This is a genomic window from Massilia sp. Root335 (assembly GCF_001425685.1).
Lineage (GTDB): Bacteria > Pseudomonadota > Gammaproteobacteria > Burkholderiales > Burkholderiaceae_D > Telluria > Telluria luteola.
Genome location: NZ_LMCY01000049.1, coordinates 25,601 through 46,840, shown reverse-complemented (window position 1 = coordinate 46,840; position 21,240 = coordinate 25,601). Strand labels below are relative to the sequence as shown.

At 67.8% G+C, this 21,240-nt stretch carries 15 protein-coding genes; 11 read left to right on the top strand and 4 right to left on the bottom strand.

What is annotated here, in order from left to right; all coding sequences use genetic code 11:
• Positions 1-24 precede the first annotated feature (24 nt).
• Genes ASC93_RS25395 through ASC93_RS25365 form a run of 7 tightly spaced genes read left to right on the top strand, consistent with a single transcriptional unit; the run spans position 25 to position 7,692 of the window.
• The gene (locus tag ASC93_RS25395; RefSeq protein ID WP_056449326.1) at positions 25-1,650 is read left to right on the top strand and encodes a benzoate-CoA ligase family protein; all 1,626 of its coding nucleotides are present in this window, start codon (positions 25-27) and stop codon (positions 1,648-1,650) included.
• Positions 1,647-4,031 carry a bifunctional salicylyl-CoA 5-hydroxylase/oxidoreductase gene (locus ASC93_RS25390; RefSeq protein ID WP_056449320.1) on the top strand — a complete coding sequence of 795 codons (2,385 nt, stop codon included), beginning with the start codon at positions 1,647-1,649 and terminating at the stop codon, positions 4,029-4,031. Before ASC93_RS25395 ends, ASC93_RS25390 begins: the two co-directional genes overlap by 4 nt.
• Positions 4,031-4,786, top strand: coding sequence for an SDR family NAD(P)-dependent oxidoreductase (locus tag ASC93_RS25385; protein ID WP_056449315.1), 756 nt, complete (start codon positions 4,031-4,033; stop codon positions 4,784-4,786). The genes ASC93_RS25390 and ASC93_RS25385 overlap by 1 nt, the downstream gene beginning before the upstream one ends.
• A complete protein-coding gene (locus ASC93_RS25380; protein WP_056449312.1) occupies positions 4,783-5,274 on the top strand; it encodes a MarR family winged helix-turn-helix transcriptional regulator in 492 nt (163 codons plus the stop codon). Before ASC93_RS25385 ends, ASC93_RS25380 begins: the two co-directional genes overlap by 4 nt.
• 15 nt (positions 5,275-5,289) lie before the next feature.
• Positions 5,290-6,144, top strand: coding sequence for an enoyl-CoA hydratase family protein (locus ASC93_RS25375; RefSeq protein WP_056449309.1), 855 nt, complete (start codon positions 5,290-5,292; stop codon positions 6,142-6,144).
• A gap of 1 nt (position 6,145) precedes the next feature.
• Positions 6,146-7,303: an acyl-CoA dehydrogenase family protein gene (locus ASC93_RS25370; RefSeq protein WP_056449306.1), complete on the top strand. Its 1,158-nt coding sequence runs from the start codon at positions 6,146-6,148 to the stop codon at positions 7,301-7,303.
• Positions 7,303-7,692 carry a RidA family protein gene (locus ASC93_RS25365; protein ID WP_056449303.1) on the top strand — a complete coding sequence of 130 codons (390 nt, stop codon included), beginning with the start codon at positions 7,303-7,305 and terminating at the stop codon, positions 7,690-7,692. Before ASC93_RS25370 ends, ASC93_RS25365 begins: the two co-directional genes overlap by 1 nt.
• Here the strand turns inward: ASC93_RS25365 and ASC93_RS25360 are convergent.
• The 3 genes from ASC93_RS25360 to ASC93_RS25350 all read right to left on the bottom strand — a co-directional run bounded on the left by ASC93_RS25360 (position 7,689) and on the right by ASC93_RS25350 (position 10,315).
• Positions 7,689-8,285, bottom strand: coding sequence for a TadE/TadG family type IV pilus assembly protein (locus tag ASC93_RS25360; RefSeq protein WP_056449300.1), 597 nt, complete (start codon positions 8,283-8,285; stop codon positions 7,689-7,691). The genes ASC93_RS25365 and ASC93_RS25360 overlap by 4 nt on opposite strands.
• The gene (locus ASC93_RS25355) at positions 8,282-9,775 is read right to left on the bottom strand and encodes a pilus assembly protein TadG-related protein (protein WP_056449298.1); all 1,494 of its coding nucleotides are present in this window, start codon (positions 9,773-9,775) and stop codon (positions 8,282-8,284) included. The genes ASC93_RS25360 and ASC93_RS25355 overlap by 4 nt, the downstream gene beginning before the upstream one ends.
• 63 nt (positions 9,776-9,838) lie before the next feature.
• Complete coding sequence (locus tag ASC93_RS25350; protein ID WP_082548337.1) at positions 9,839-10,315, bottom strand: TadE family protein; 477 nt, start codon at positions 10,313-10,315, stop codon at positions 9,839-9,841.
• A gap of 274 nt (positions 10,316-10,589) precedes the next feature.
• Between ASC93_RS25350 and ASC93_RS25345 the strand changes: the two genes are divergently transcribed.
• Positions 10,590-15,338, top strand: a complete 4,749-nt coding sequence (locus ASC93_RS25345; RefSeq protein ID WP_056449294.1) for a discoidin domain-containing protein — start codon at positions 10,590-10,592, stop codon at positions 15,336-15,338.
• Between the two features lie 9 nt (positions 15,339-15,347).
• Positions 15,348-15,968 (top strand): NF038129 family PEP-CTERM protein, encoded by a 621-nt coding sequence (locus tag ASC93_RS25340; RefSeq protein ID WP_056449291.1) that lies wholly within the window; start codon positions 15,348-15,350, stop codon positions 15,966-15,968.
• Positions 15,969-16,043: 75 nt separating this feature from the next.
• Here ASC93_RS25340 and ASC93_RS25335 read toward each other — a convergent pair whose 3' ends face one another.
• Positions 16,044-18,314: a LamG-like jellyroll fold domain-containing protein gene (locus tag ASC93_RS25335; protein ID WP_082548336.1), complete on the bottom strand. Its 2,271-nt coding sequence runs from the start codon at positions 18,312-18,314 to the stop codon at positions 16,044-16,046.
• 421 nt (positions 18,315-18,735) lie between these two features.
• Here ASC93_RS25335 and ASC93_RS25330 point away from each other — a divergent pair, with 421 nt between their 5' ends.
• Entirely contained in the window at positions 18,736-20,217 is a 1,482-nt protein-coding gene (locus ASC93_RS25330; protein WP_157202119.1) for a glycoside hydrolase, read from the top strand.
• A 47-nt stretch (positions 20,218-20,264) separates the two neighbouring features.
• Positions 20,265-21,240 (top strand): sugar-binding domain-containing protein (locus ASC93_RS32420; protein WP_368854549.1); only part of this gene is annotated, 976 nt, incomplete at its 3' end.

Here is a 21,240-nt window from a genome sequence, read left to right as displayed (position 1 = left end):
CGATCTTTTCTCCGGGGGCGCTTCATGACGGGCATGTCCGCTGCAGAGTTGAGTCCATCGGCCCACATCGACACGTTCGCGCGGGACCATCTCCCGCCCGTCGACCTGTGGCCGGACCTCGTGTTCGACCTGCCCGGGCTCCAGTACCCGGCGCGCCTGAATTGCGTGGCGGAGCTGCTGGACCGCCACGTCGCGGCCGGACGCGGCGCGCGCAGCGCCGTGCTGGGTGACGCGCTGACGTGGACCTATGCCGAGCTGCAGGCGCAGGTGGACCGCATCGCCCACGTGCTGCGCGCGGACATGGGGCTGGTGCCCGGCAACCGCGTGCTGCTGCGCGGGGCGAACTGCTCGACGATGGCGGCCGCGATCCTCGCCGTGTTCAAGGCGGGACTCGTCGCGGTGCCGACGATGCCGCTGCTGCGTGCGCGCGAACTGGGCATCATTCTCGACAAGGCGAAGGTGAACGCGGTGCTGTGCGCGCGCAGCCTGGCGGCGGAATTCGAGCAGGTCGAGGACCATCCGCCCGTCGTGTATTTTCACGACCCCGGCCATCCGGACGGGCTGGAGGCCCGCATGGCGCGGCACGATGCGCCGTTCGCGCCCGTGGCGACGGCGGCCGACGACGTCTGCCTGATCAGCTTCACGTCCGGCACGACCGGCGTCCCGAAGGGTACGATGCACTTCCACCGCGACATCCTGGCCATCTGCGACTGTTTTCCGCCGCATACCCTGGGGGCGCGCGCGGACGACGTCTTCATCGGCACGCCGCCGCTGGCTTTCACGTTCGGCCTGGGCGGGCTGCTGCTGTTCCCCATGCGCGTGGGCGCGGCCGGCGTGCTGCTCGAAAAGCTCACGCCCGAGGGACTGCTGGCCGCAATCGAGCGCTTCCGGGCCACCGTCTGCTTCACGGCGCCGACGTTCTATCGGCAGATGACGCCGCTCGCCGCGCGCCATGACCTGCGTTCGCTGCAGAAATGCGTGTCCGCCGGCGAGGCGCTGCCGCTGGCCACGCGCGAGGGCTGGAAAGCGGCCACCGGCATCGACATGATCGACGGGATCGGCGCGACCGAGATCCTCCACATCTTCATTTCCGCCGCCGGCGCCGACATCCGTCCCGGCGCGACCGGCAAGCCGGTCCCCGGCTACCGCGCCTGCGTGCTCGACGACGACGGCCATCCCGTCGGCCCGGGCGTGACCGGACGCCTGGCCGTCAAGGGCCCGACGGGATGCCGCTACCTGGCGGACGAGCGCCAGCGCGACTATGTGCTGGACGGCTGGAACCTGACGGGCGACAGCTACGAGATGGACGCCGACGGCTATTTCTACTACCGCTCGCGCACGGACGACATGATCATCTCGGCCGGCTACAACATCGCCGGCGCCGAGGTCGAAGAAGCGCTGCTGCGGCATCCGGCGGTGGCAGAGTGCGGCGTCGTGGGACGGGCGGACGAGGAGCGCGGCCAGATCGTCGAGGCGCACGTCGTCCTCAAGCCCGGCCACGAACCGACGCCCGCCACGGCGCGCATGCTGCAGGACTTCGTCAAGGCGCAGATCGCGCCGTACAAATATCCGCGCGCCGTGCGCTTCACCGACAAGCTGCCGCGCACGGAAACGGGCAAGCTGCAGCGCTTCAAACTACGACTGTCATGAACATCGTCTGCATCGGCGGCGGACCCGCCGGCCTGTATTTCGCGCTCTTGGCGAAGAAGCGGGAGCCCGCGCACCGCATCGTCGTCGTCGAGCGCAACCGGCCGTACGACACGTTCGGCTGGGGCGTCGTGTTCTCGGACCAGACGCTGGGCAACCTGGTCGCGGCCGACGAACCGACGGCGCGCAGCATCCTGCAGGCGTTCAACCACTGGGACGACATCGACGTGTTCTTCAAGGGCGAACGGATCACGTCGGGCGGCCACGGCTTCTGCGGCATCGGCCGCAAGCGGCTCCTGAACATCCTGCAGCAGCGCTGCGAGGAACTCGGCGTGGAGCTCGTGTTCGAGACGGACGTGCAGGACGACCAGGCCGTCGCGGCGCGCTATGGCGCCGATCTCGTGATCGCCGCCGATGGGCTGAACAGCCGCATCCGGACGCGCTACGCGGCGACGTTCCGGCCCACCGTCGAGACGCGGCGCTGCCGTTTCGTGTGGCTGGGCACGACAAAGAAGTTCGACGCGTTCACGTTCGTGTTCAAGGAGACGGAGTTCGGCTGGTTCCAGGCCCACGTCTACCAGTTCGACGGCGCGACGTCGACCTTCATCGTCGAGACGCCGGACGAGGTGTGGCGCAAGGCCGGCCTGGCCGACATGCCGCAGGACGAGGCCATCGCCTTCTGCGAACGGCTGTTCGCGGACCACCTGGACGGGCATCCGCTGCTGTCGAACGCGGCCCACCTGCGCGGCGCCGCGATCTGGATCGCGTTCCCGCGTATCGTCTGCGAACGGTGGGTGCACTGGAACGACGGCGTGCCCGTGGTGCTGATGGGCGACGCGGCGCACACGGCGCACTTCTCGATCGGCTCCGGCACCAAGCTGGCGCTGGAAGACGCGATCGAACTGGCGCGCTGTTTCGGCAGCCACGCCGGTAATGGGGGCGACACGCGCGCGGCACTCGACGCCTACCAGGCCAGCCGCGCCGTGGAAGTGCTGAAGATCCAGTCGGCCGCACGCAATTCGATGGAATGGTTCGAAAACGTGGAGCGCTACACGGCGCTGGACGCGGAGCAGTTCGCGTACTCGATGCTCACGCGCAGCCAGCGCATCTCGCACGAGAACCTGCGCCTGCGCGACCCCGGCTACGTCGCGCACTTCGAGGACTGGTTCGCCGCGCGGGCCTGCGCGCGCGCGGGCGTGGACCTGCCGCCAGGCGTGCGCGTGCCGCCGATGTTCACGCCGCTGCGCGTGCGCGACGTGTTCCTCAAGAACCGCATCATCGTCTCGCCGATGGCGCAGTATTCGGCCGTCGACGGCGTGCCGGGCGACTACCACCTCGTGCATCTCGGCGCGCGCGCGATGGGCGGCGCCGCGCTGGTGATGGCGGAGATGACCTGCGTGTCGGCCGACGCGCGCATCACGCCGGCCTGTCCTGGCATGTACGCGCCCGAGCACACGGCGGCGTGGCGGCGCATCGTCGACTTCGTGCACGGCCATACGGACGCGTGCATCGGCATCCAGCTCGGCCACGCGGGCCCGAAGGGCTCGACGCGGCCCATGTGGGACGGCATCGACCAGCCGCTGCCCGCGGACAACTGGCCGCTGATCGCCGCCTCGGCGCAGCAATACCTGCCGGGCATCTCGCAGGTCGCGCGCGCCGCGACGGACGACGATCTCGCGCGCGTCGAGGCCGATTTCGTGCGCGCCACGCGCGCGGCCGCCGAGGCGGGGTTCGACTGGCTCGAACTGCATTGCGCGCATGGTTATCTGCTGTCGTCGTTCATCTCGCCGCTGACCAACCGGCGCACCGACGACTATGGCGGCAGCCTGGAAAACCGCTGCCGCTATCCGCTGCGCGTGTTCCGCGCGATGCGGGCCGCGTGGCCCGCGGCCAGGCCGATGAGCGTGCGCATCTCGGCCCACGACTGGGTCGAAGGCGGCATCACCCCGGCGGACGCGGTGGAGATCGCGCGCCTGTTCAAGGCGGCCGGCGCGGACATGATCGACTGCTCGTCGGGCCAGGTGAGCAAACAGGAGCGACCGGTGTTCGGACGCATGTACCAGACGCCGTTCGCGGACCGCGTCCGCAACGAGGCCGGCATTCCGACGATCGCGGTCGGCTCCATCTTCGAGGCGGACCACGCCAACAGCATCATCGCGGCCGGGCGCGCCGACCTGTGCGCCGTGGGCCGGCCGCACCTGGCGAATCCCGCATGGACCCTGGCGGAAGCCGCGCGGATCGGCTTCACGGCCATCGCCTGGCCCAGGCAGTACCTGGCGGGCAAGGCCCAGCTGGAACGCAACCTGGAGCGCGAGCGCCAGCTGGCGGCGGCCGGCGCGGGCCTGTCGCCGCAACAGGTCGCGGCGCGGCTGCTGGAGGGCTGATGGACACTTTGATTGGAAAACATGCCGTGGTGACGGGCGCCAGCCGCGGCATCGGCCTCGCGATCGCGCGCGCCTTGCTGGCGCAGGGCGCGCGCGTGACCCTGATGGCGCGCGACGCGGCCGCACTGGAAGCGGCGGCGGCCGGCCTGGGCGGCGGCGCGGCGTGGCGGACGCTGGACGTGACCGATCCGGCCGGCGTCGCGCAAGCGTTCGCGGACGCGGGCGCCGTGGACATCCTCGTCAACAATGCGGGCCAGGCGGCGTCGGCGCCGTTCGGACGTACCGATGACGCGCTGTGGCAGCGCATGCTGGACGTGAACCTGACCGGCGCCTGGCACTGCATCCAGGCCGCGCTGCCGGGCATGGCGGACGCGGGCTGGGGACGCATCGTCAACGTCGCCTCGACGGCCGGCCTCACGGGCTACCGCTACGTGGCGGCCTATTGCGCGGCCAAGCACGGCCTCGTCGGCCTCACGCGCGCGCTGGCGCTGGAAGTCGCGCACCGCGGCGTCACCGTGAATGCCGTCTGTCCGGGCTATACCGAGACGGACATCGTGGCGGACGCCGTGGCCAACATCGCGCGCAAGACCGGCCGCTCCGAGGAACAGGCGCGCGCCGGACTGGCGGCCGCGAATCCGCAGGGCCGGCTGGTGCAGCCGGACGAAGTGGCGCACGCGGTCGCCTGGCTCTGCATGCCCGGTGCGGCCGCACTGAACGGCCAGGCCATCGCGGTGGCCGGCGGGGAGGTCATGTGAAGCCCGCGCACGATGCCCCGCCCGACCTGACGGCGCGCCTGACGGGCGAGCATCACCAGGCCCTCAAGCTGTGGCTGCGCATGCTGGCCTGCACGACGCGCGTCGAGGCCACGATCCGCGGCCGCCTGCGCGCCACGTTCGGCATCACGCTGCCGCGCTTCGACCTGATGGCCCAGCTGGAGCGCCATCCGGACGGCTTGCGGATGGGCGAGCTGTCGAAGCGGATGATGGTCACGGGCGGCAACGTCACGGGCATCGCGGACCAGCTGGAACGCGAACGGCTGGTCGTGCGGGTGGCCGATCCGCAGGACGGGCGCGCGTACATGGTCAAGCTCACGCCGCTGGGCCGCACGACGTTCGCCGGCATGGCGGCCGTGCACGAAGGCTGGGTGGCGGACCTGTTCCGCGACATCCCCGCCGCCGACAAGACGAAGATGATCGCGCTGCTGGACTCGATGAAGCGGCATCTGAACGACAACGACGACTAAAACCAGGAGCACACCATGCGTTACCTGCAGGGCGACCCGCATGCGCTGCCGCGCAACCGCACGACGCTGGCCGATTACCGCGCCGAGCATTTCCTGTTCGAAGCGGCGGACGGCGTGGCCACCATCACGCTGAACCGCCCGGAGCGCAAGAACCCGCTGACCTTCGAATCCTACGCGGAGCTGCGCGACCTGTTCCGCGCGCTCGCGTACGCGGACGACGTGAAGGCCATCGTCATCGCGGGCGCGGGCGGCAATTTCTGCTCCGGCGGCGACGTGCACGAGATCATCGGGCCGCTCACGCGCCTGGACATGCCCGGCCTGCTGGCCTTCACGCGCATGACGGGCGACACCGTGAAGGCGATGCTGGCGTGTCCGCAGCCGATCGTGGCGGCCGTGGACGGCGTGTGCGCGGGCGCGGGCGCGATCCTGGCGATGGCGTCCGACCTGCGCCTCGCGAGCACGCGCGCCCGCACCGCGTTCCTGTTCGCGAAGGTGGGCCTGGCCGGCTGCGACATGGGGGCGTGTGCCATCCTGCCGCGCCTGATCGGCCAGGGACGGGCCGCGGAACTGCTGTACACGGGCCGTTCGATGTCGGCCGAGGAGGGCGAGCGCTGGGGCTTCTTCAACCGCCTGTGCGCGCCGGACGAGGTGGTGGGCGAGGCGCTGCAACTGGCGCGCAGCCTGGCCGCGGGCCCCACGTTCGCCCACGGCATGACGAAGAAGATGTTGCAGCAGGAGTGGAACATGGGGATCCACGACGCCATCGAGGCCGAGGCCCAGGCCCAGGCCATCTGCATGGCGACCAACGACTTCCACCGCGCCTACCATGCCTTCGTGGCGAAGTCGGTGCCGGGCTTCGAGGGGGACTGACATGGCGGACAAGGGTTATCTCGAGTGGCCGTTCTTCGAAGGACGGCACGTCGACCTGGAGGCGGCGCTCGACGAGTGGGCGGGGCACACCGTGCGCGGCCTGCACGGCGCCGACGTCGACGCCGATTGCCGGCGCCTCGTGCGCCTGCTGGGCGAAGGCGGCTGGCTGCGGCATGCGATCGCGGGCGCGGGGACGGCGATCGATACCCGGGCCATCTGCCTGATCCGCGAGACGCTGGCGCGCCACAATGGCCTCGCGGATTTCGCGTTCGCCATGCAGGGCCTCGGCGCGGGCGCCATCAGCCTGTTCGGCACGGACGCGCAGCGCGAGCGCTACCTGCCGCGCGTGGCGCGCGGCGCGGCCATCGCGGCGTTCGCGCTGTCGGAGCCGGATGCCGGTTCGGACGTCGCCGCCATGCGCTGCGCCGCGCGGGCCGACGGCGATGCGTATGTCCTCGATGGCGAGAAGACGTGGATCTCCAACGGCGGCATCGCGGATTTCTACGTGGTGTTCGCGCGCACGGGCGAGGCGCCGGGCGCGCGCGGCATCAGCGCCTTCATCGTCGACGCGGACACGCCGGGATTCTCGATCGCGGAGCGCATCGCCGTGATCGCGCCGCACCCGCTGGCGCGGCTGCGTTTCGACGGTTGCCGGGTGCCGGCCGCGCAGCGCATCGGCTTGGCGGGGCAGGGCTTCAAGGTGGCGATGGCGACGCTCGACGTGTTCCGCACGTCCGTCGCGGCGGCGGCGCTGGGCTTCGCGCGTCGGGCGTTCGACGAGGCGCTGGCGCATGCACAGCACCGCCGGATGTTCGGCCAGACCCTGGCCGACTTCCAGCTGACGCAGGCGAAGCTCGCGCAGATGGCGACGTCGATCGATGCGGGCGCATTGCTGACGTACCGCGCGGCGTGGCAGCGCGACCGCGGCGCCAAAGTGACGAAGGAAGCGGCGATGGCGAAGATGACGGCGACGGAATCGGCGCAGCAGGTGATCGACGCGGCGGTGCAGATGTTCGGCGGGCTGGGCGTCACCAGCGGCCATCCGGCCGAGCGGCTCTATCGCGAGATCCGCGCCCTGCGCATCTACGAGGGCGCCACCGAAGTGCAGCAACTGATCATCGCGCGCGAACTGCTGCGCGAAGCCAAGGAAGGAACGTGATGGAGATCCTGCAACCACCGCTCTGGCCGCGCCCGCGCGGCTACGCGAACGGCATTGCGGCGAGCGGCCGCCTCGTGTTCGTGAGCGGGATGATCGGCTGGAACGCGCGCGGCGAATTCGAGAGCGACGGGTTCGCGTCCCAGGCGCGCCAGGCGCTGCTCAACGTGGTCGCCGTGCTGCGCGAGGCGCAGGCAGGGCCCGAGCACCTCGTGCGCATGACCTGGTACGTGGTCGACAAGCGCGAATACCTCGCGGCGTCGGCCGAACTGGGCGCGGCTTACCGCGAGATCATCGGCGCCCATTATCCGGCCATGACGGCCGTCGAAGTGCGGGCGCTGATCGAGGACCGCGCGCGGGTGGAAATCGAGGCGACGGCCGTGGTGCCCTAGCAGCCGCACGGCATCCCGGGCGGCATGCCCAGCGTCTCGGCCTTGGCGATCGTGGTGGCCCGTGGCAGGTTGAACGCGAGGGGGATGAGGGACACGAGGCCCTTGTAGGGCACGGGGTCGCAGCTGCCGCTGTCGCCGCCGGCCAGGCAGATGCGCACCCTGACGAGCTGGATGCAGTTCACGGCGTTCGGATCGCGCATGCAGTTCACGCGGTTTTCCTGGGGGCTGGCGGGCAACGTGCCGGTCATCGATACGGGCACCGACGAGTCCGAGGGTATCTGCAGGTAGTCGATCTTGACGTTCTGGTCGGTGATCGGGTCGCCAAAGGCCAGCAGGCCGGGGGACGTGCGGAAGACGGCCTGCTGACGCACGCTCTGCATCGCCGCGGCGTCGCTGAAATCCGTGTTCACGGCGAGTGCCGCCGCCCTGCGCGTGACTTCCTGCAGGGTGTTGCACAGGTACATGGCCCGCGCCAGTTCGATGATGCCGAAAAACAGCAGGAAGAAGATGACGGCGACGAGGGCGAACTCGATGGCGGCAACGCCCCGTTGTCGCGCCGGGCGCTGCCGGCGCAGGGTCGATAAGGTCTTCATGGGTACAACTCCACTTGGGCGCCCAATGATTGCTCGGGAACGAGTCCGGCGAATTCGCCGTAGAGCGAGCTGCTGGTGGCGGCGACCGGCATGAAGAATTTGCCGATGCCGAGTACGGTCGCCTTGCTGCCGGACACGGGGCATTCCAATAACGGCAGGTTCAGGACGCGCCGGTTGCGTACGCTCTTGTTCCCCGCCGGGGAGGTCTTGAAGAAGGTCGTCCCGTTCGTGTACGAATAGGGCGTGGGCGTGGATTGGCTCGTGGGGTACGGCGTCGTCGTCGACGTGGTGGGCTGGCCGGGATTATACAAAGTGGCCCAGGCGGACGTATCGTAGGTACTGTAGCCGCCCGCCGGTTCCGGTTCGCCCGCCTGTTGGTAGGCGGCATAGGGAACCGCCTTTGCGTACGACCACAGCACGCCGAATTGCGCATTCGTCGTGCCGCCGGGCGCCGTGTCCGGGCCCGCGACGGTCCAGCGCCGGTCAGTATCCAGCAGCAGGGCGGCCGATTGCGCCGTCGGTGTGACGCGCATCCAGGAGTTGCTGCCGTTGTAGGGATATTCCTTGATATTCGCGTCCGAGGGGGCCGTGCGGGCATCGCATGCGGCCAGCGGCGCGCTGTAGGAACCGAAGCGCGAATTCAGGTAGTAATAGAGGCTCCCGATCGGAAACGGGGACGAGACGGTGACTTTGCCGCCGGTCAGCCGGGTCATTGCCATCGTTCCGGTGCAGACGAAAGGGGCGAGGGTGGCCACGTCGCTGATCACGGCGCTGTTCGCGAACGGATTGACGAGGAACGTCTTCCCGGCGGCGGCGGCGGGCACGTTCAGGTCGAGCAGATTGTAGGCCACGCCGCGGCGGTAGCCGTATTCCTCCAGTTCGCCGTTGTGATTGCGATGCGATTCGCTGCGCATGGCGCAGATGCCCAGCGGGGTGACCCTGACGGCCGCGCGGCCGGCGACGGCGCGGCCGCTGGTCGACGCGTCGGACGAGCGCGTGAGGGTCCGGGCGAACAGCGTCGTGACCTTGCCGTAGTCTTGATCGAGGCCGCTCGTGTCGACTTTCGCAAAGAGCAGTCCGTCGGGCTGTGTCTTTGCCTCCGAGGCCGATTTCCACGGTCCCGCCGGACCCCGGCCGAACTCGATGGCCGCATCGGACCAGCTCATGGCGCTGTTGTTGTAGTGGTAAGTGAGCCCGGCGGGCGGCGCCGCGGTAAAGCGCTCCGCCGCTTTCTGCAGCGCGTTGGTAATGCCCTGGGTCGTGCCGTCGAGTTCCAGCGCGGCCGCCAATGCCACCGTATCCGCCGTATTCTGCAATTCCATTTTGCGGTTGTACATCTGGGACAGGTCGATGGCCAGGGCAAAAAAGCCGATCATGATAATGAGCCCGGCGGCGAACATGATCCCGATCGCACCGTCCTGCCGAAGCGGCATGGCCGGGGCGGGCCGCGGCGCCGGCCGGGCGGCCGCTACGCTGTTGATCGTTTCCATACGTTTTCTCCGACTCCGCATTATTCGAACGGGCCCGCGCCAGATCGAGACCGGGAATATCGGTCAGTCCCCGGCGTAAAGCATCGTGACGTGGCTGTTGAGGGTCATGTTGGTATTGCCCAGATATTCCGACGTCAATGGGCTGAGAATCGTGTCATGCAGGCCGATCTGGATATCGGCGCGTACCGTCGCCGGCACGGCGCCGCCACAGACGATCGAGTCGCACAGGAGCGTGATGTTGATGCCGTCCGTGAACGGAAGAATCTCCTCGAGTTCCTGTTGCGCGATCCAGCGGGCGACCGCCGGCACCTTGGCCTCGCTGAAACCGCCGCCATAGGTCCGCATTTCCGCCTGGTTCGCCATCGACAAATAGCGGGCGGCGTCGTGCGCCGCCTTTTCGCCGACGCTGTAATACCAGAACACGCGGGCGAAAAAGAAGGGAACGGCCAACAGCAGGATGAAGATCGGCAGGACAAACGCCATTTCGACAGCGATATACCCGCTCGCGGCATTCCTGGAAAATTTGCGTCGCGTTAACATTTCCGCCTCTTCAGGATCATTGGCCCTCTGCCGATTCTAGTCCCCGTGTTCAGGGGATATTTGACTTGGCCCAATTGCGCTAGCGCATGCCCCAGGCCGCGCGGACCTGGCGGTCGACCCGCCGCGGCGCCACCGCGCCTTCTGGTTATCGATCACAAATATTTCGCGACAGGATATTTTGTTCCGGCCTGCGCATGCTAGACTTTACGCGGGGTATCGATAACATAGACGTGGTCGACGATCCCGCAAAAACAAAACCATGGAGGAGACTCAAATGAAGAAAACCGGTACCCGCGCCCCCCTGCTGCGGGCAGCGGCGCTGGCCGTGTCGCTCGCCATCGCCGCGATGGGCCCCGGCGCGCACGATGCCTTTGCCGCCGACACGATCCAGACCATCGTCACGACCTACCAGCCGACCATCAACGAATCGATCGACGCGAGCGGCTTCAAGCATCCCGGCGTCGGCCTGACGAAGGACGTGCTGGAGACCATGCGCGCCGAGGTGCTGGCGCAGAAGGAACCCTGGAACACGTATTTCAACCGGATGCTGTTGTCGGGCGCTGCCTCGAAGACGATCTCGTCGAACAACCAGAGCGGTTCGGACCCGACCAGGCCGGGGACGGTCGCCTTCAACAGCCAGGGCGTGGAATCGAAGTTCATCGCGGACGCGCTCAAGGCCTACACCCAGGCCATCCTGTACTACGTGACGGGCGACGAGACGTACCGCGCGAACGCCATGCGCCTGATCCGCATCTGGGCGCAGATGGACCCGAACCAGTACGCCTATTACACGGACGCCCACATCCACACGGGCATTCCCATGAACCGGATGATGGCGGCGGCCGAGATCATGCGCTACACGAGCTGCCAGACGGCGGCGCTGGCGTGGACCGACCAGGACACCGCGAACCTGACGAACAACCTCATCGTACCCGTCACCGAGACGTTCAACCACAGTCCCGACCACTTCATGAACCAGCACCTGTATCCGCTGATCGGGTCGATGTCCGGCTATATCTTCACGGGCAACCGGGCGCGCTGGAACGAGGGCGTCGAGTGGTTCACGATCAACAAGACGGCCGTCGACCAGGGCCAGAACGGCTCGATCAAGCAGCTGTTCCGCCTCGTGACGAAGAACGACCTCACGGGAGAAGCCGTCACGCCCATGGTGGAGCACGTGGAGATGGGACGCGACCAGGCGCACGGCGCCGGCGACGTCACGAACATGAGCATCCTGGCGCGCCTCCTGATGTCGCAGGACACGAAGATCGATCCCGTCGACGGCACGGCGTCGACGGCGCCCGATGCCGTCGGGCCGTACGAATTCCTGAACGACCGCATCCTGGACGCGACCGAATACTTCGCCGGGTTCATGCTCGGCTACGACACGCCGTGGGTGCCGACGGCCGCGCACACGGACCCGAACGGCGTGCCGACCGTGGTCTACAAGACGCTGCAGGGCGGGTACCGCGGCCGCCTCACGCAGAACACGTGGGAGCCGTACTACTATTACAAATACACGCGCGGCCTGGACATGAGCCAGCGCGCGCCCAACTTCACGCGCATGTTCGCGGACCGGACGACCTACAACTGGGACGGCGTGGACGGCGGCGGCGATTTCTGGCTCTTCATTCCGCCCGCGGCGGAAAGCGAGGGCACGCAATTCCTCGTGAAGCCCATCGTCGACCCGCTGCGCGAAGTGGAAGACCGCTTCACGTCGCTGGACGGCTTCGGCACGGCCATGCAGGACGACGCGGCGTCGTTCGTGCGCGTCGCGGCCACCGGGGCGGGCAGCAGGCTGGCGGTGTTCGGCTACGCCAACGGCACGCGCAGCGTCGCGTTCCGCGTGCGCACGAACGGCGAAGCGTCGATGGACGCGTTCGGCGACACGATCCTGCTGCCGGACACGCAGGGCCAATGGCGCTACGTGAGTTACGCATTCAACCAGTACCAGGGCCTGGGCGACTACCTGCCCCTGACCATCAAGGGCGCGGGCACGACGGTCGACATCGACCACCTGAACGTCAACCCGGGCACCGCCATCACGCCGCCCGTGTTCACCAGCGGCGATGCGGCGCTGAGCCTGTACACGAACGCGGGATCGACCGCCACCGTCGCGTACAGCTTCGCGGCGACGGACGCCACGGCCACCGACGTCCTCACCTACAAGATCGACAACCTGCCGCCGGGCGCCCGGTTCGACTCGACGACCGGCGCGTTCTCGTGGGTGCCGACCCAGGCCGGCACCTATGACTTCATCGTCACGTCGACCGACGGCACGGTGGTCACGTCGAAGGCCGCGCGGATCGTCGTCAGCGCCGACCGCCAGTCCGCGATCGCGGCCGTCACGGCCGCGTACAAGCCCGGCACGCTGTACACCAGCCAGACGCTGGCCGTCTACAACGCGGCCTATGCGGACGCGACGAATGCGGTGGCGACGGCGGGCGACGACCAGTTCTACCAGAAGCTGGGCGCGCTGCAGGCCGCCATGACGGGCCTCGCGGAACTGACGCCGCTGCTCGCCGACGGCAGCATGAACTTCGCGAACATGTTCGTCTCGTCCACGTTCGGCACGGCCGTCCCGAACCTGCTGGACGGCAGTTCCGATTCGTTCGTGTTCTACGGCCAGGCGCAGAACCTGACGCACACCATGGATTTCGGCCCCAGCTACAAGGTCAACGCCAGCGCGTTCCAGCTGCAGGTGCGGACCAGCTTCCCCGAGCGCATCGGCGGCGTCACCGTGTTCGGTTCGAACGACAACGAGAACTGGGTGCGCCTGACCCCGGGCATGACGGCGGTCACGGAAGACATGCAGACGCTGGACGTGAGCGACGACCTGAAGAACCAGCAGTTCCGCTTCCTGAAGCTGCAGATGATCGAGCCGTCGAGCACCATGTTCGAAATGGCGGAATTCCGCATCTTCGGCATCCGGCACGAGACGGTCAACCAGCTGTCGTCGGTGTCGCTCGCTTCCGACCAGGCGCTGAAGAAGCGCATCGTCCCGGGCAATACGGTCAAGCTGAATTTCCAGGCCGCGGCGCCGATCAACGCCGTGACGGCGACGATCCAGGGCCAGCCCGCGCAGGTGAGCACGACCGACAACGTCAACTACACGGCGACGGCCGTGATGCCGGGCGACGTCAAGCCGGGCAACGTCAAGTTCCTGCTGAACTACAAGACGGCGGCCGGCGTCGATGCCGAACCCGTGCTGTTCACGACGGACAGCACGTCGCTGTTCATCGCCGACCAGACGAATTACCTGGACAATCTGCTGGCCATCACGAGCCTGAAGGATTCCAGCGGCCGGAATGCGACCGACCTGCTGGCGACCGTGAACACGCTGTTCGACAGCAACCTGGCCAGCGGTACCGATTTCCGCGTGAACGGCAGCGGCTACGGCGGCTGGGTGATGTTCGACTTCAAGGAGGGCGGGCAGGCGACCATCCAGCGCGCCGAAGTGATCGGGCGCCAGGACCAGTACTCGTCGCGCATCAACGGCACCGTGGTGCAGGGCTCGAACGACAACACGTCCTGGACGACGATCTCGAACGCGGCCGGCAACACGGCGGACTGGCAGACACTGACCGTGGGCAGCCCGCAGCCATACCGCTACATCCGCATCACGAACGGCAATAACTGGTACGGGAACATGGAGGAGCTGCGCCTGTACGGCACCGCCGCATCGTCGAACAAGATCGCGACCGTGTCGATGAGTTCCGCGCAGGCGCTGCGCACGCGCATCGTGCCCGGCAACGCGGTCAAGCTGACGTTCACGGCCAAGGAAGCGGTCAGCAACGTGGCCGTCGCGATCCAGGGCGTCCCGGCCGCCGTGACGACGACCGACAACATCAACTTCACGGCCACCGCGACGCTGAACGAGGGCGTGGCGGCGGGCGCCGTCAAGTTCGCGATCAGCTACAAGCAGGCCAACGGCGCGGACGGCTTCACGAGCACGGCGACGACCGACAACACGGGACTGACGCTGGTGGACGAGGCGGACACGATCCGTAACGTGGCCGCCGTCGCCACGCTGATCGACTCGAGCGTCAACCGTCCCGCGTCCACCACGCTGGGCAACGTGAACAACCTGTTCGACGCGAACCTCGGCTCGATCTCGGACTTCCGCACCGGCAGCAACAACTCGGGTGCGGGCAGCTTCATCACGTTCGACTTCAAGTCGGGCAACCAGGTCAACCTGACGGGCGTGGAACTGGCGGCGCGCCAGGACCAGTATTACACCCGTGCGAAGGGCACCGTGATCCAGGGCTCGAACGACAACACGAGCTGGACGACGCTCACCAGCCCGGCCGCCTCGACGCCGGAATGGCAGACCTTCCCCGTCGCCAGTGCGGCCCCGTACCGCTACATCCGCATCTACAACGGCGGCACGTGGTTCGGTAACCTGTCGGAAGTGCGCCTGCACGGTTCGCTGCACGGCGCCGACACCACGCCGCCCGTCACGACGGCTGCCACGGACCCCGCGTCCGCGGCAAACGGCACGCCCGCGACGAACGTGACTGTGACCCTGTCCGCCAGCGACGTCGGCGGCAGCGTCGCGGCGACGTATTACACGGTGGACGGCGGCGCGCGCCAGACCGGCACGGCGCTGGCGCTGGCCACGACGGGCAGCCATACGGTGGCCTACTGGAGCGTCGACGCAGCCGGCAATACCGAGGCGCAGCACACGCTCGCCGTGAACATCGCGCCGGCCGACGTGAGCACGGGCGTCAGGATGACCCAGCAGGGCGCCACGCTGAACCGCGCGACCGGCAAGTACGTGGGCGGCGTGACCGTCACGAACACTGGCGCGACGGCGCTGGCCGGCCCGCTGTGGCTCACCTTGAACGGGCTCACCGCGGGCGTGACGCTCGACGGCGCCGCGGGCACGAACGGCGGCGCGCCCTACGTCGTCGTGGGCGGCCCGCTCAATCCCGGCGCGACGCTGACCGTGCCGCTGACGTTCACGAATCCGGCCCGCGGCATCGTCGGCTACACGCCGGCGCTCTACCAACCCCATTTCTGAGGACACGACATGCACACCCGATTCAAGAACCAACTTGCCGCCCTGTGCACCCGGGCGGCCCTCGCCGCGCTGCTGGCGGCCGGCGCCGGGGCGGCGTCGGCCGGCACGATCCACGTGGCGATCGACACGTCGACGTTCGGCGTGGCCGACGGCTACATCGACATGAACCTGAGCGCCGGCAGCGGCGTGCCGCTGGCGACGGCCGTGGTCGACCACATGGTCGGCTTCGACGGCAGCGCGTACATCGACTCCTGGGGCCTGACGCCGGTGCCGGGCGGGTACGCGTTCCGCAACGACACGGCGAACGATCTGTTCCACGCCGTGGATTTCGGCGGCGTGCTGTCGTTCGACCTGACGTTCGCCGGCGAGCCCGACCCGCTGGCGAGTTATGTATCGCATTTCGTCGTGTCGGCGTTCGACGACGCGTTCGCGCCGCTCGGCCATTACGATCCGGTCTCGGGAGCGCTGGCGGACTTCGCCTGGACCCCGGCGACCGGCGCGCAAGGGCAGGGGAGCGTCGCCGCCACCCTGAACGATCCCGCGGTGACGGCGGTGCCCGAGCCGGCCGCCTATCTGCTGGCGGGCATCGGACTGACGGCGCTGGCCCTCGCACGCCGCCGCCGGCGCTGACACCGCGCTGAAGCATCCGGCCGGCCCGCGTCGCGCGACGCGGGCCGGCTTTTTTACGCGCTCAGCTGGACGCGATCAGCTGGACGCGATCAGCGCCGCGATGTCCGCCGCGCTGAGTGCTCCGCGATAGATGCGGAACTCGTCGATCCTGCCGTTGAAGTAAGGGTCGGCCGCATACTGCGAACGGCCGATCCAGTTCTGGCTCGTGCCCCCCAACTGCCACGGCGGCAGGAACTCGGCGCTGTTGGTGCCGGCCACGGCGCCGTTGACGTACAGCGTCGCGGTCCGCCCCGACAGTGTCACGGCCACGTGCACCCATTGCGAGGTCGGCAGTGCGGTGGTGCTCGATACCGCCTGCTCGCCGTGGCCGCCGTCGACGGTGATCGCGAAGCGCGCGCCGCCGCTGCCGGAGCGCGGCGTGAGGAACATGTAGCGGCCCGTGCCCGAACCGAAGTCGAAGATCCGCTCCCAGGTGCGCGCTGCGTTCCAGTACACCCAGCAGGCCACCGTGAAGTCCGTCAGGTCCGTCACCAGGTTGGCCGGCAGGTTCACATAGTCCGTGCTCCCGTTCAGTGCGACGGCGCTGCCCGACTTGCCGGTGCCCCAGGCGGCGCTGCCCGTCAGCGTGCCGGCGTGTCCCTGGCCGCTGGCATCGGACACCGCCGTGCCGGTGCCCTCGTTGCACGCCAGGTAGGTATGGAGCGTCTTGCCCACCTTGGCCGTGGCGCGGTTGGAATCGGCCGTTTCGCCGCCCGGCGTCATGGCGGAGACCACGTAATACCAGGTGCCGGTGCCCGGATTGTCGGTGTACGTCAGCAGGTCGGTGATGCCGCTCGCGATGGTGGTCCAGGGACCGCTCGTCGACGTGGCGCGCTTGACGTTGTAGCTGGTGCCGTAGGCGCTGCCCCACCACGACAGCTCGACCTGGCCGGCCGGCGTGCGCGCCTTCAGGCCGCTGGGAGCGGCGCCGGCCGCGATCGCATCGCGCGTGCAGGTGAGGGTGCCGTAGCCCAGCTGGTCGTAACCGCCGCTGTTCGGGCCGTAGTTGCCGCCGCCGCCTTCCGGCTGGATCTGCAGCGCGAACATCTTCGAATACGGCGCCGCGAGGCCCTTGCGGTTGACGTAATGGTTGTAGACCAGCGCCCAGCACGGGCGGACGTTGCCCTGGCTGTTCGTCGAGAAGACGCCCTGGTAGACGTTGTCGGCGTTGTTGTAGGGGACGTAGGGCACCGTGTAATAGGTCGTCCCCGACTGGATCAGGTTCGCTTTCGCCACGTATTCCGCGCCCATCAGGAAGCGGTTGTTATCGTAGCCGTACAGGTCCACGCTCTGGTTCCACGCCATCTCGCAGAGGGCGCCCATCAGCGCGATGCCGAGGGTGTTGTGGCCCTGGTCGCGCCCCGATTCCTGCCATTGGCCCAGGAAGCCCGGGTGGATGTAGTACACGGCCTGCGCGACGGCGCCGTTGCCCGCGCCCGACTGGAAATAGGTGACGGCTTCGTCGAACAGGGTGCGGTCGTCGCACAGCACGCCGATCGCCATGATCGACGCCATCTGGCACAGGTCCCAGTTGGCCCAGTAGTGCGTGATGTCCGTGCCGTTGTGGCGGATCAGGAAGTCGTGGTTGATGGAATAGAAGACATTCCGCATCATGTTCTGGAAACTCGTGATGTCCGCCGCGGCCCATCCGGTATAGGTGCGCATGATTTCGCCGGCGTTGGCGAATTCGTAGCCGTAGATGCCGGCGGCCAGGGCGGCGTCCGTCGTGCCCTGGATCGACGTGAGCGTCGACGACCAGGCGTTCATGATCTGCACGGCCTTGTTGGCGTAGTTGATGTCGCCCGAGATCTTCCAGCGCAGTGCGCAGGCGTAGGCGGCGGCCACGTCGTTGAACAGGGTGCTGTAGTTCTCCGCGTGGGTGCCGTCGTAGCCGCGGTACACGATGGTCTGCGGATGCGGCGTGTACGTCAGGCTCGCGTGCGAGTTGTTGACCAGGATGTTCCAGCTGCCGGACCAGGGCGCGGTCGTGTACTTGACTTGCATGCGGTCGAAGTCGGCCTGGGTGTGCAGCAGGCCCGGATGGACGAAGGGGCCGGTCGATGCGCCGGTCCCGCTCATCGTTCCGGTTGCCGTTGCACCTGCCGTCCCGCCGGAGAGCAGGCTGGCGGCGGGGCCGTCGGCGCCGCCCGCGCCGCAGCCGGCGAGGGCAATGGCGCCGAGACTCAGGAGGAAACTGCGGCGTCCCAGCTCGGCGCGCGAGACGGCGTCGGGCGCCTCCGCGGGCGTGAGGGCGGGGCGGGTCGGGCTGGCGGGTTCGTTGCTGTCGTGCGGTTCGATTCTCTTCATGTGGCGTCTCCATGCCATGCAGGCGTGTGTTGGACTGCGATCGAAGTGCTGCCGTACTGCGGCGCCGATGCTAGCATGGATCGCCCTTGTTTTGTTATCGTTAACCACGACGCGAATCAAGCTGTCGCGCGCCCGCCATGGCCGGTGACGGGAGTGCATCTGCCATGTGCAAAAGATATCCGTTTCGATAAAAAACATATGGGTCGCCGTCGGCCGCCGCCGTTATCATCGGCAGGTGACGATGGCCGCGCTCCATTGCGAAAGCGGACATGGTCTTGACAGTCGCATCAGATGTGATATAAATGTAATTGAGGCTGTTATCGATACCAACGACGGCGGGGCAGAGTCCGATCCCGCCGCAACCAAACGATAAACCCGGCGGCGGCGCGGTCCGCATGCACGGGTAAAGGAGACGATGTTGTTGTCCACGTTACGTGCGTTCGCACGCCTGTGCACCTTGCCGCTTGCCGTTCTGTGCGCCGGCCTGTTCGCCGGCATCGCGCCGGCCCACGCCGGCGAGAACCGGCTGCAGGTGCACCCGTTCCCGAACCCGATCCGCTATTCCCACCACAACGACGACTACACGGTGCGCGTGCGCGTGCCCGGCGGCGCGTGGCAGGACCTGTACGAATACAACGTCAAGGTGGACCTCGACAAGCCCCAGGATGCCTCGATGGTGTACTTCAATTTCGACGGCGCGGTGGAGGTGGCGGTCCAGAAGAACAATGGCATGTTCTCGAAAGTGACCATACGGCCGGATGCGAAGGGCGTCAAGCCCGTCGTGCGCGACGGCATCGTCTACTTCACGCTGCGCCGCCCTGACAACCTGAGCGTGGAATTCGACGACGACCACCTGCACAACCTGCACGTGTTCACCCACGCGATCCGCGCCGACATGCCGGCCGTGCCGGCGGACCTGTCCTCGTACGACGTCGGCACGGGCACGACGCCCGACATGACGCAGAGCACCGTGTTCTTCGGGCCCGGCATCCACAGCGGCGAATTCCGCGTGCGTTCCCACACCACGGTGTATATCCACGGCGCGGCCATCATGAAGAATCCCCTCGTAATCGACGGCGTGGAAGACGTCAAGGTGATCAGCGACGGCCTGTTCGACGGCGTGGACATGATGATCGTGCGGAATTCGCGTCACGTCGAGATCGACGGTCCGATCTTCATCAACCAGCCGCACGGCACGATGCGCTGCATCACCTCGCAGGACCTCGTCGAAAAGAACATCCGCACGATCGGCGCGGGCCAGTGGTCCGACGGGCTGGGACATTTCGCCTGCGAGCGCGTGACGATCGCGGACAGCTTCGTGCGCACGTCCGACGACTGCGTCACGTTCTACAACCACCGCTGGGACATCTGGGGCGACACCCGCGACGTGCAGGTGAAAGACTCGACCCTGTGGGCCGACGTCGCGCACGCCGTCATGATCGGCATCCACGGCAACACGCCGACGCCGGCCCACCCGCAAAGCGAGGTGCTGGAGCGCCTGCGCTTTTCCAACATCGACATCCTCGAGCACGACGAGGACGAGCCGGAATACGAGGGCGCGCTCGGCATCATGGCCGGCGACGACAACCTGGTGCGCGACGTCGTGTTCGACGACATCCGCGTCGACCGCATCGAGGAGGGCAAGCTGTTCAACCTCAAGATCGCCTACACGGCCAAGTACAACACGAGCCCCGGCCGCGGCATCGAGAACGTCACCCTGCGCAACATCCATTACACGGGCCGCGGCGCGCCGAGCGCCGCGCGCATCACGGGCCGCGACGGCGCGCGCATGGTCAGGAACGTCACGATCGAGAACGTGACCGTCGGCGGCAAGCGCTTGAGCGCGCCCGAGGCGGGACTGCTCGAGGTGAACGAATTCGTCGACGGCCTGCATTTCCGCTGAAGGACAGGCCCATCATGCACCGACAACGAGAAAGAGGCAGGCACTTCATGGCATCAATGAACATCATCGCGACCGTCGTCCTCGCCGCGGCGGCGCTGCCGGCGCTGGCGGCCCGGCCGCAACCGGCCGAGTGGGAACAGCCGGAAGTCGTGGCCGTCAACCGCGAACCGATGAAGGCGACGTTCTTCAATTTCGAATCGCGCGACAAGGCGCTGGCCGGCGACAAGGCCGCGTCGCAGTACTATCTGTCGCTGGACGGCACGTGGTCGTTCAAGTATTCGCCGAACCCGGAAGCGCGCCCGAAGGAATTCTTCAAGCCGTCGTACGACGTTGCCAAATGGGGCCACATCCAGGTGCCGGGCATGCTGCAGGCGCAGGGCTACGGCAAGCCGATCTTCACCAACATCAAGTACCCGTTTCCGCAGAACGAACCGTATATCCCGCATGACCTCAACGAGGTGGGATCGTACCGCCGCGAGTTCGACGTGCCGGCGGCCTGGCACGGCCGCGACGTGTTCCTCCAGATCGGTGCGGCGGGCGCAGCGTACTACGTCTGGGTCAACGGCAAGCGCGTCGGCTATTCGGAAGATTCCAAGCTGCCGGCCGAATTCGACCTGACCCGCTACGTGCACCCGGGCCGCAACATGATCGCGATCGAACTGTATCGCTGGGCGGACGGTTCGTACCTGGAAGACCAGGATTTCTGGCGCGTCAACGGCATCGAGCGCAGCGTGTACCTGTATGCGGAACCGAAGACGCGCCTGCGCGACTACCGCGTGACCGCGGCGCTGGACAAGCCGGCCTACCGCGACGGCAGCTTCGCGCTGGTGGCCGACATGGCGGGCGTTCCGGCCGCGATGCAGGTCGACGCCCGCGTGCTGGACGGCGCGCGCGAAGTCCTGCACGTGCGGGGCAAGTCCGGCGCGGACGGCAAGGCGGCGCTGGCTGGCGCCATCCCGTCCGTCAAGCCCTGGTCGGCCGAGACGCCGAACCTGTACACGCTCCTCGTCGAGGTGTCGGATG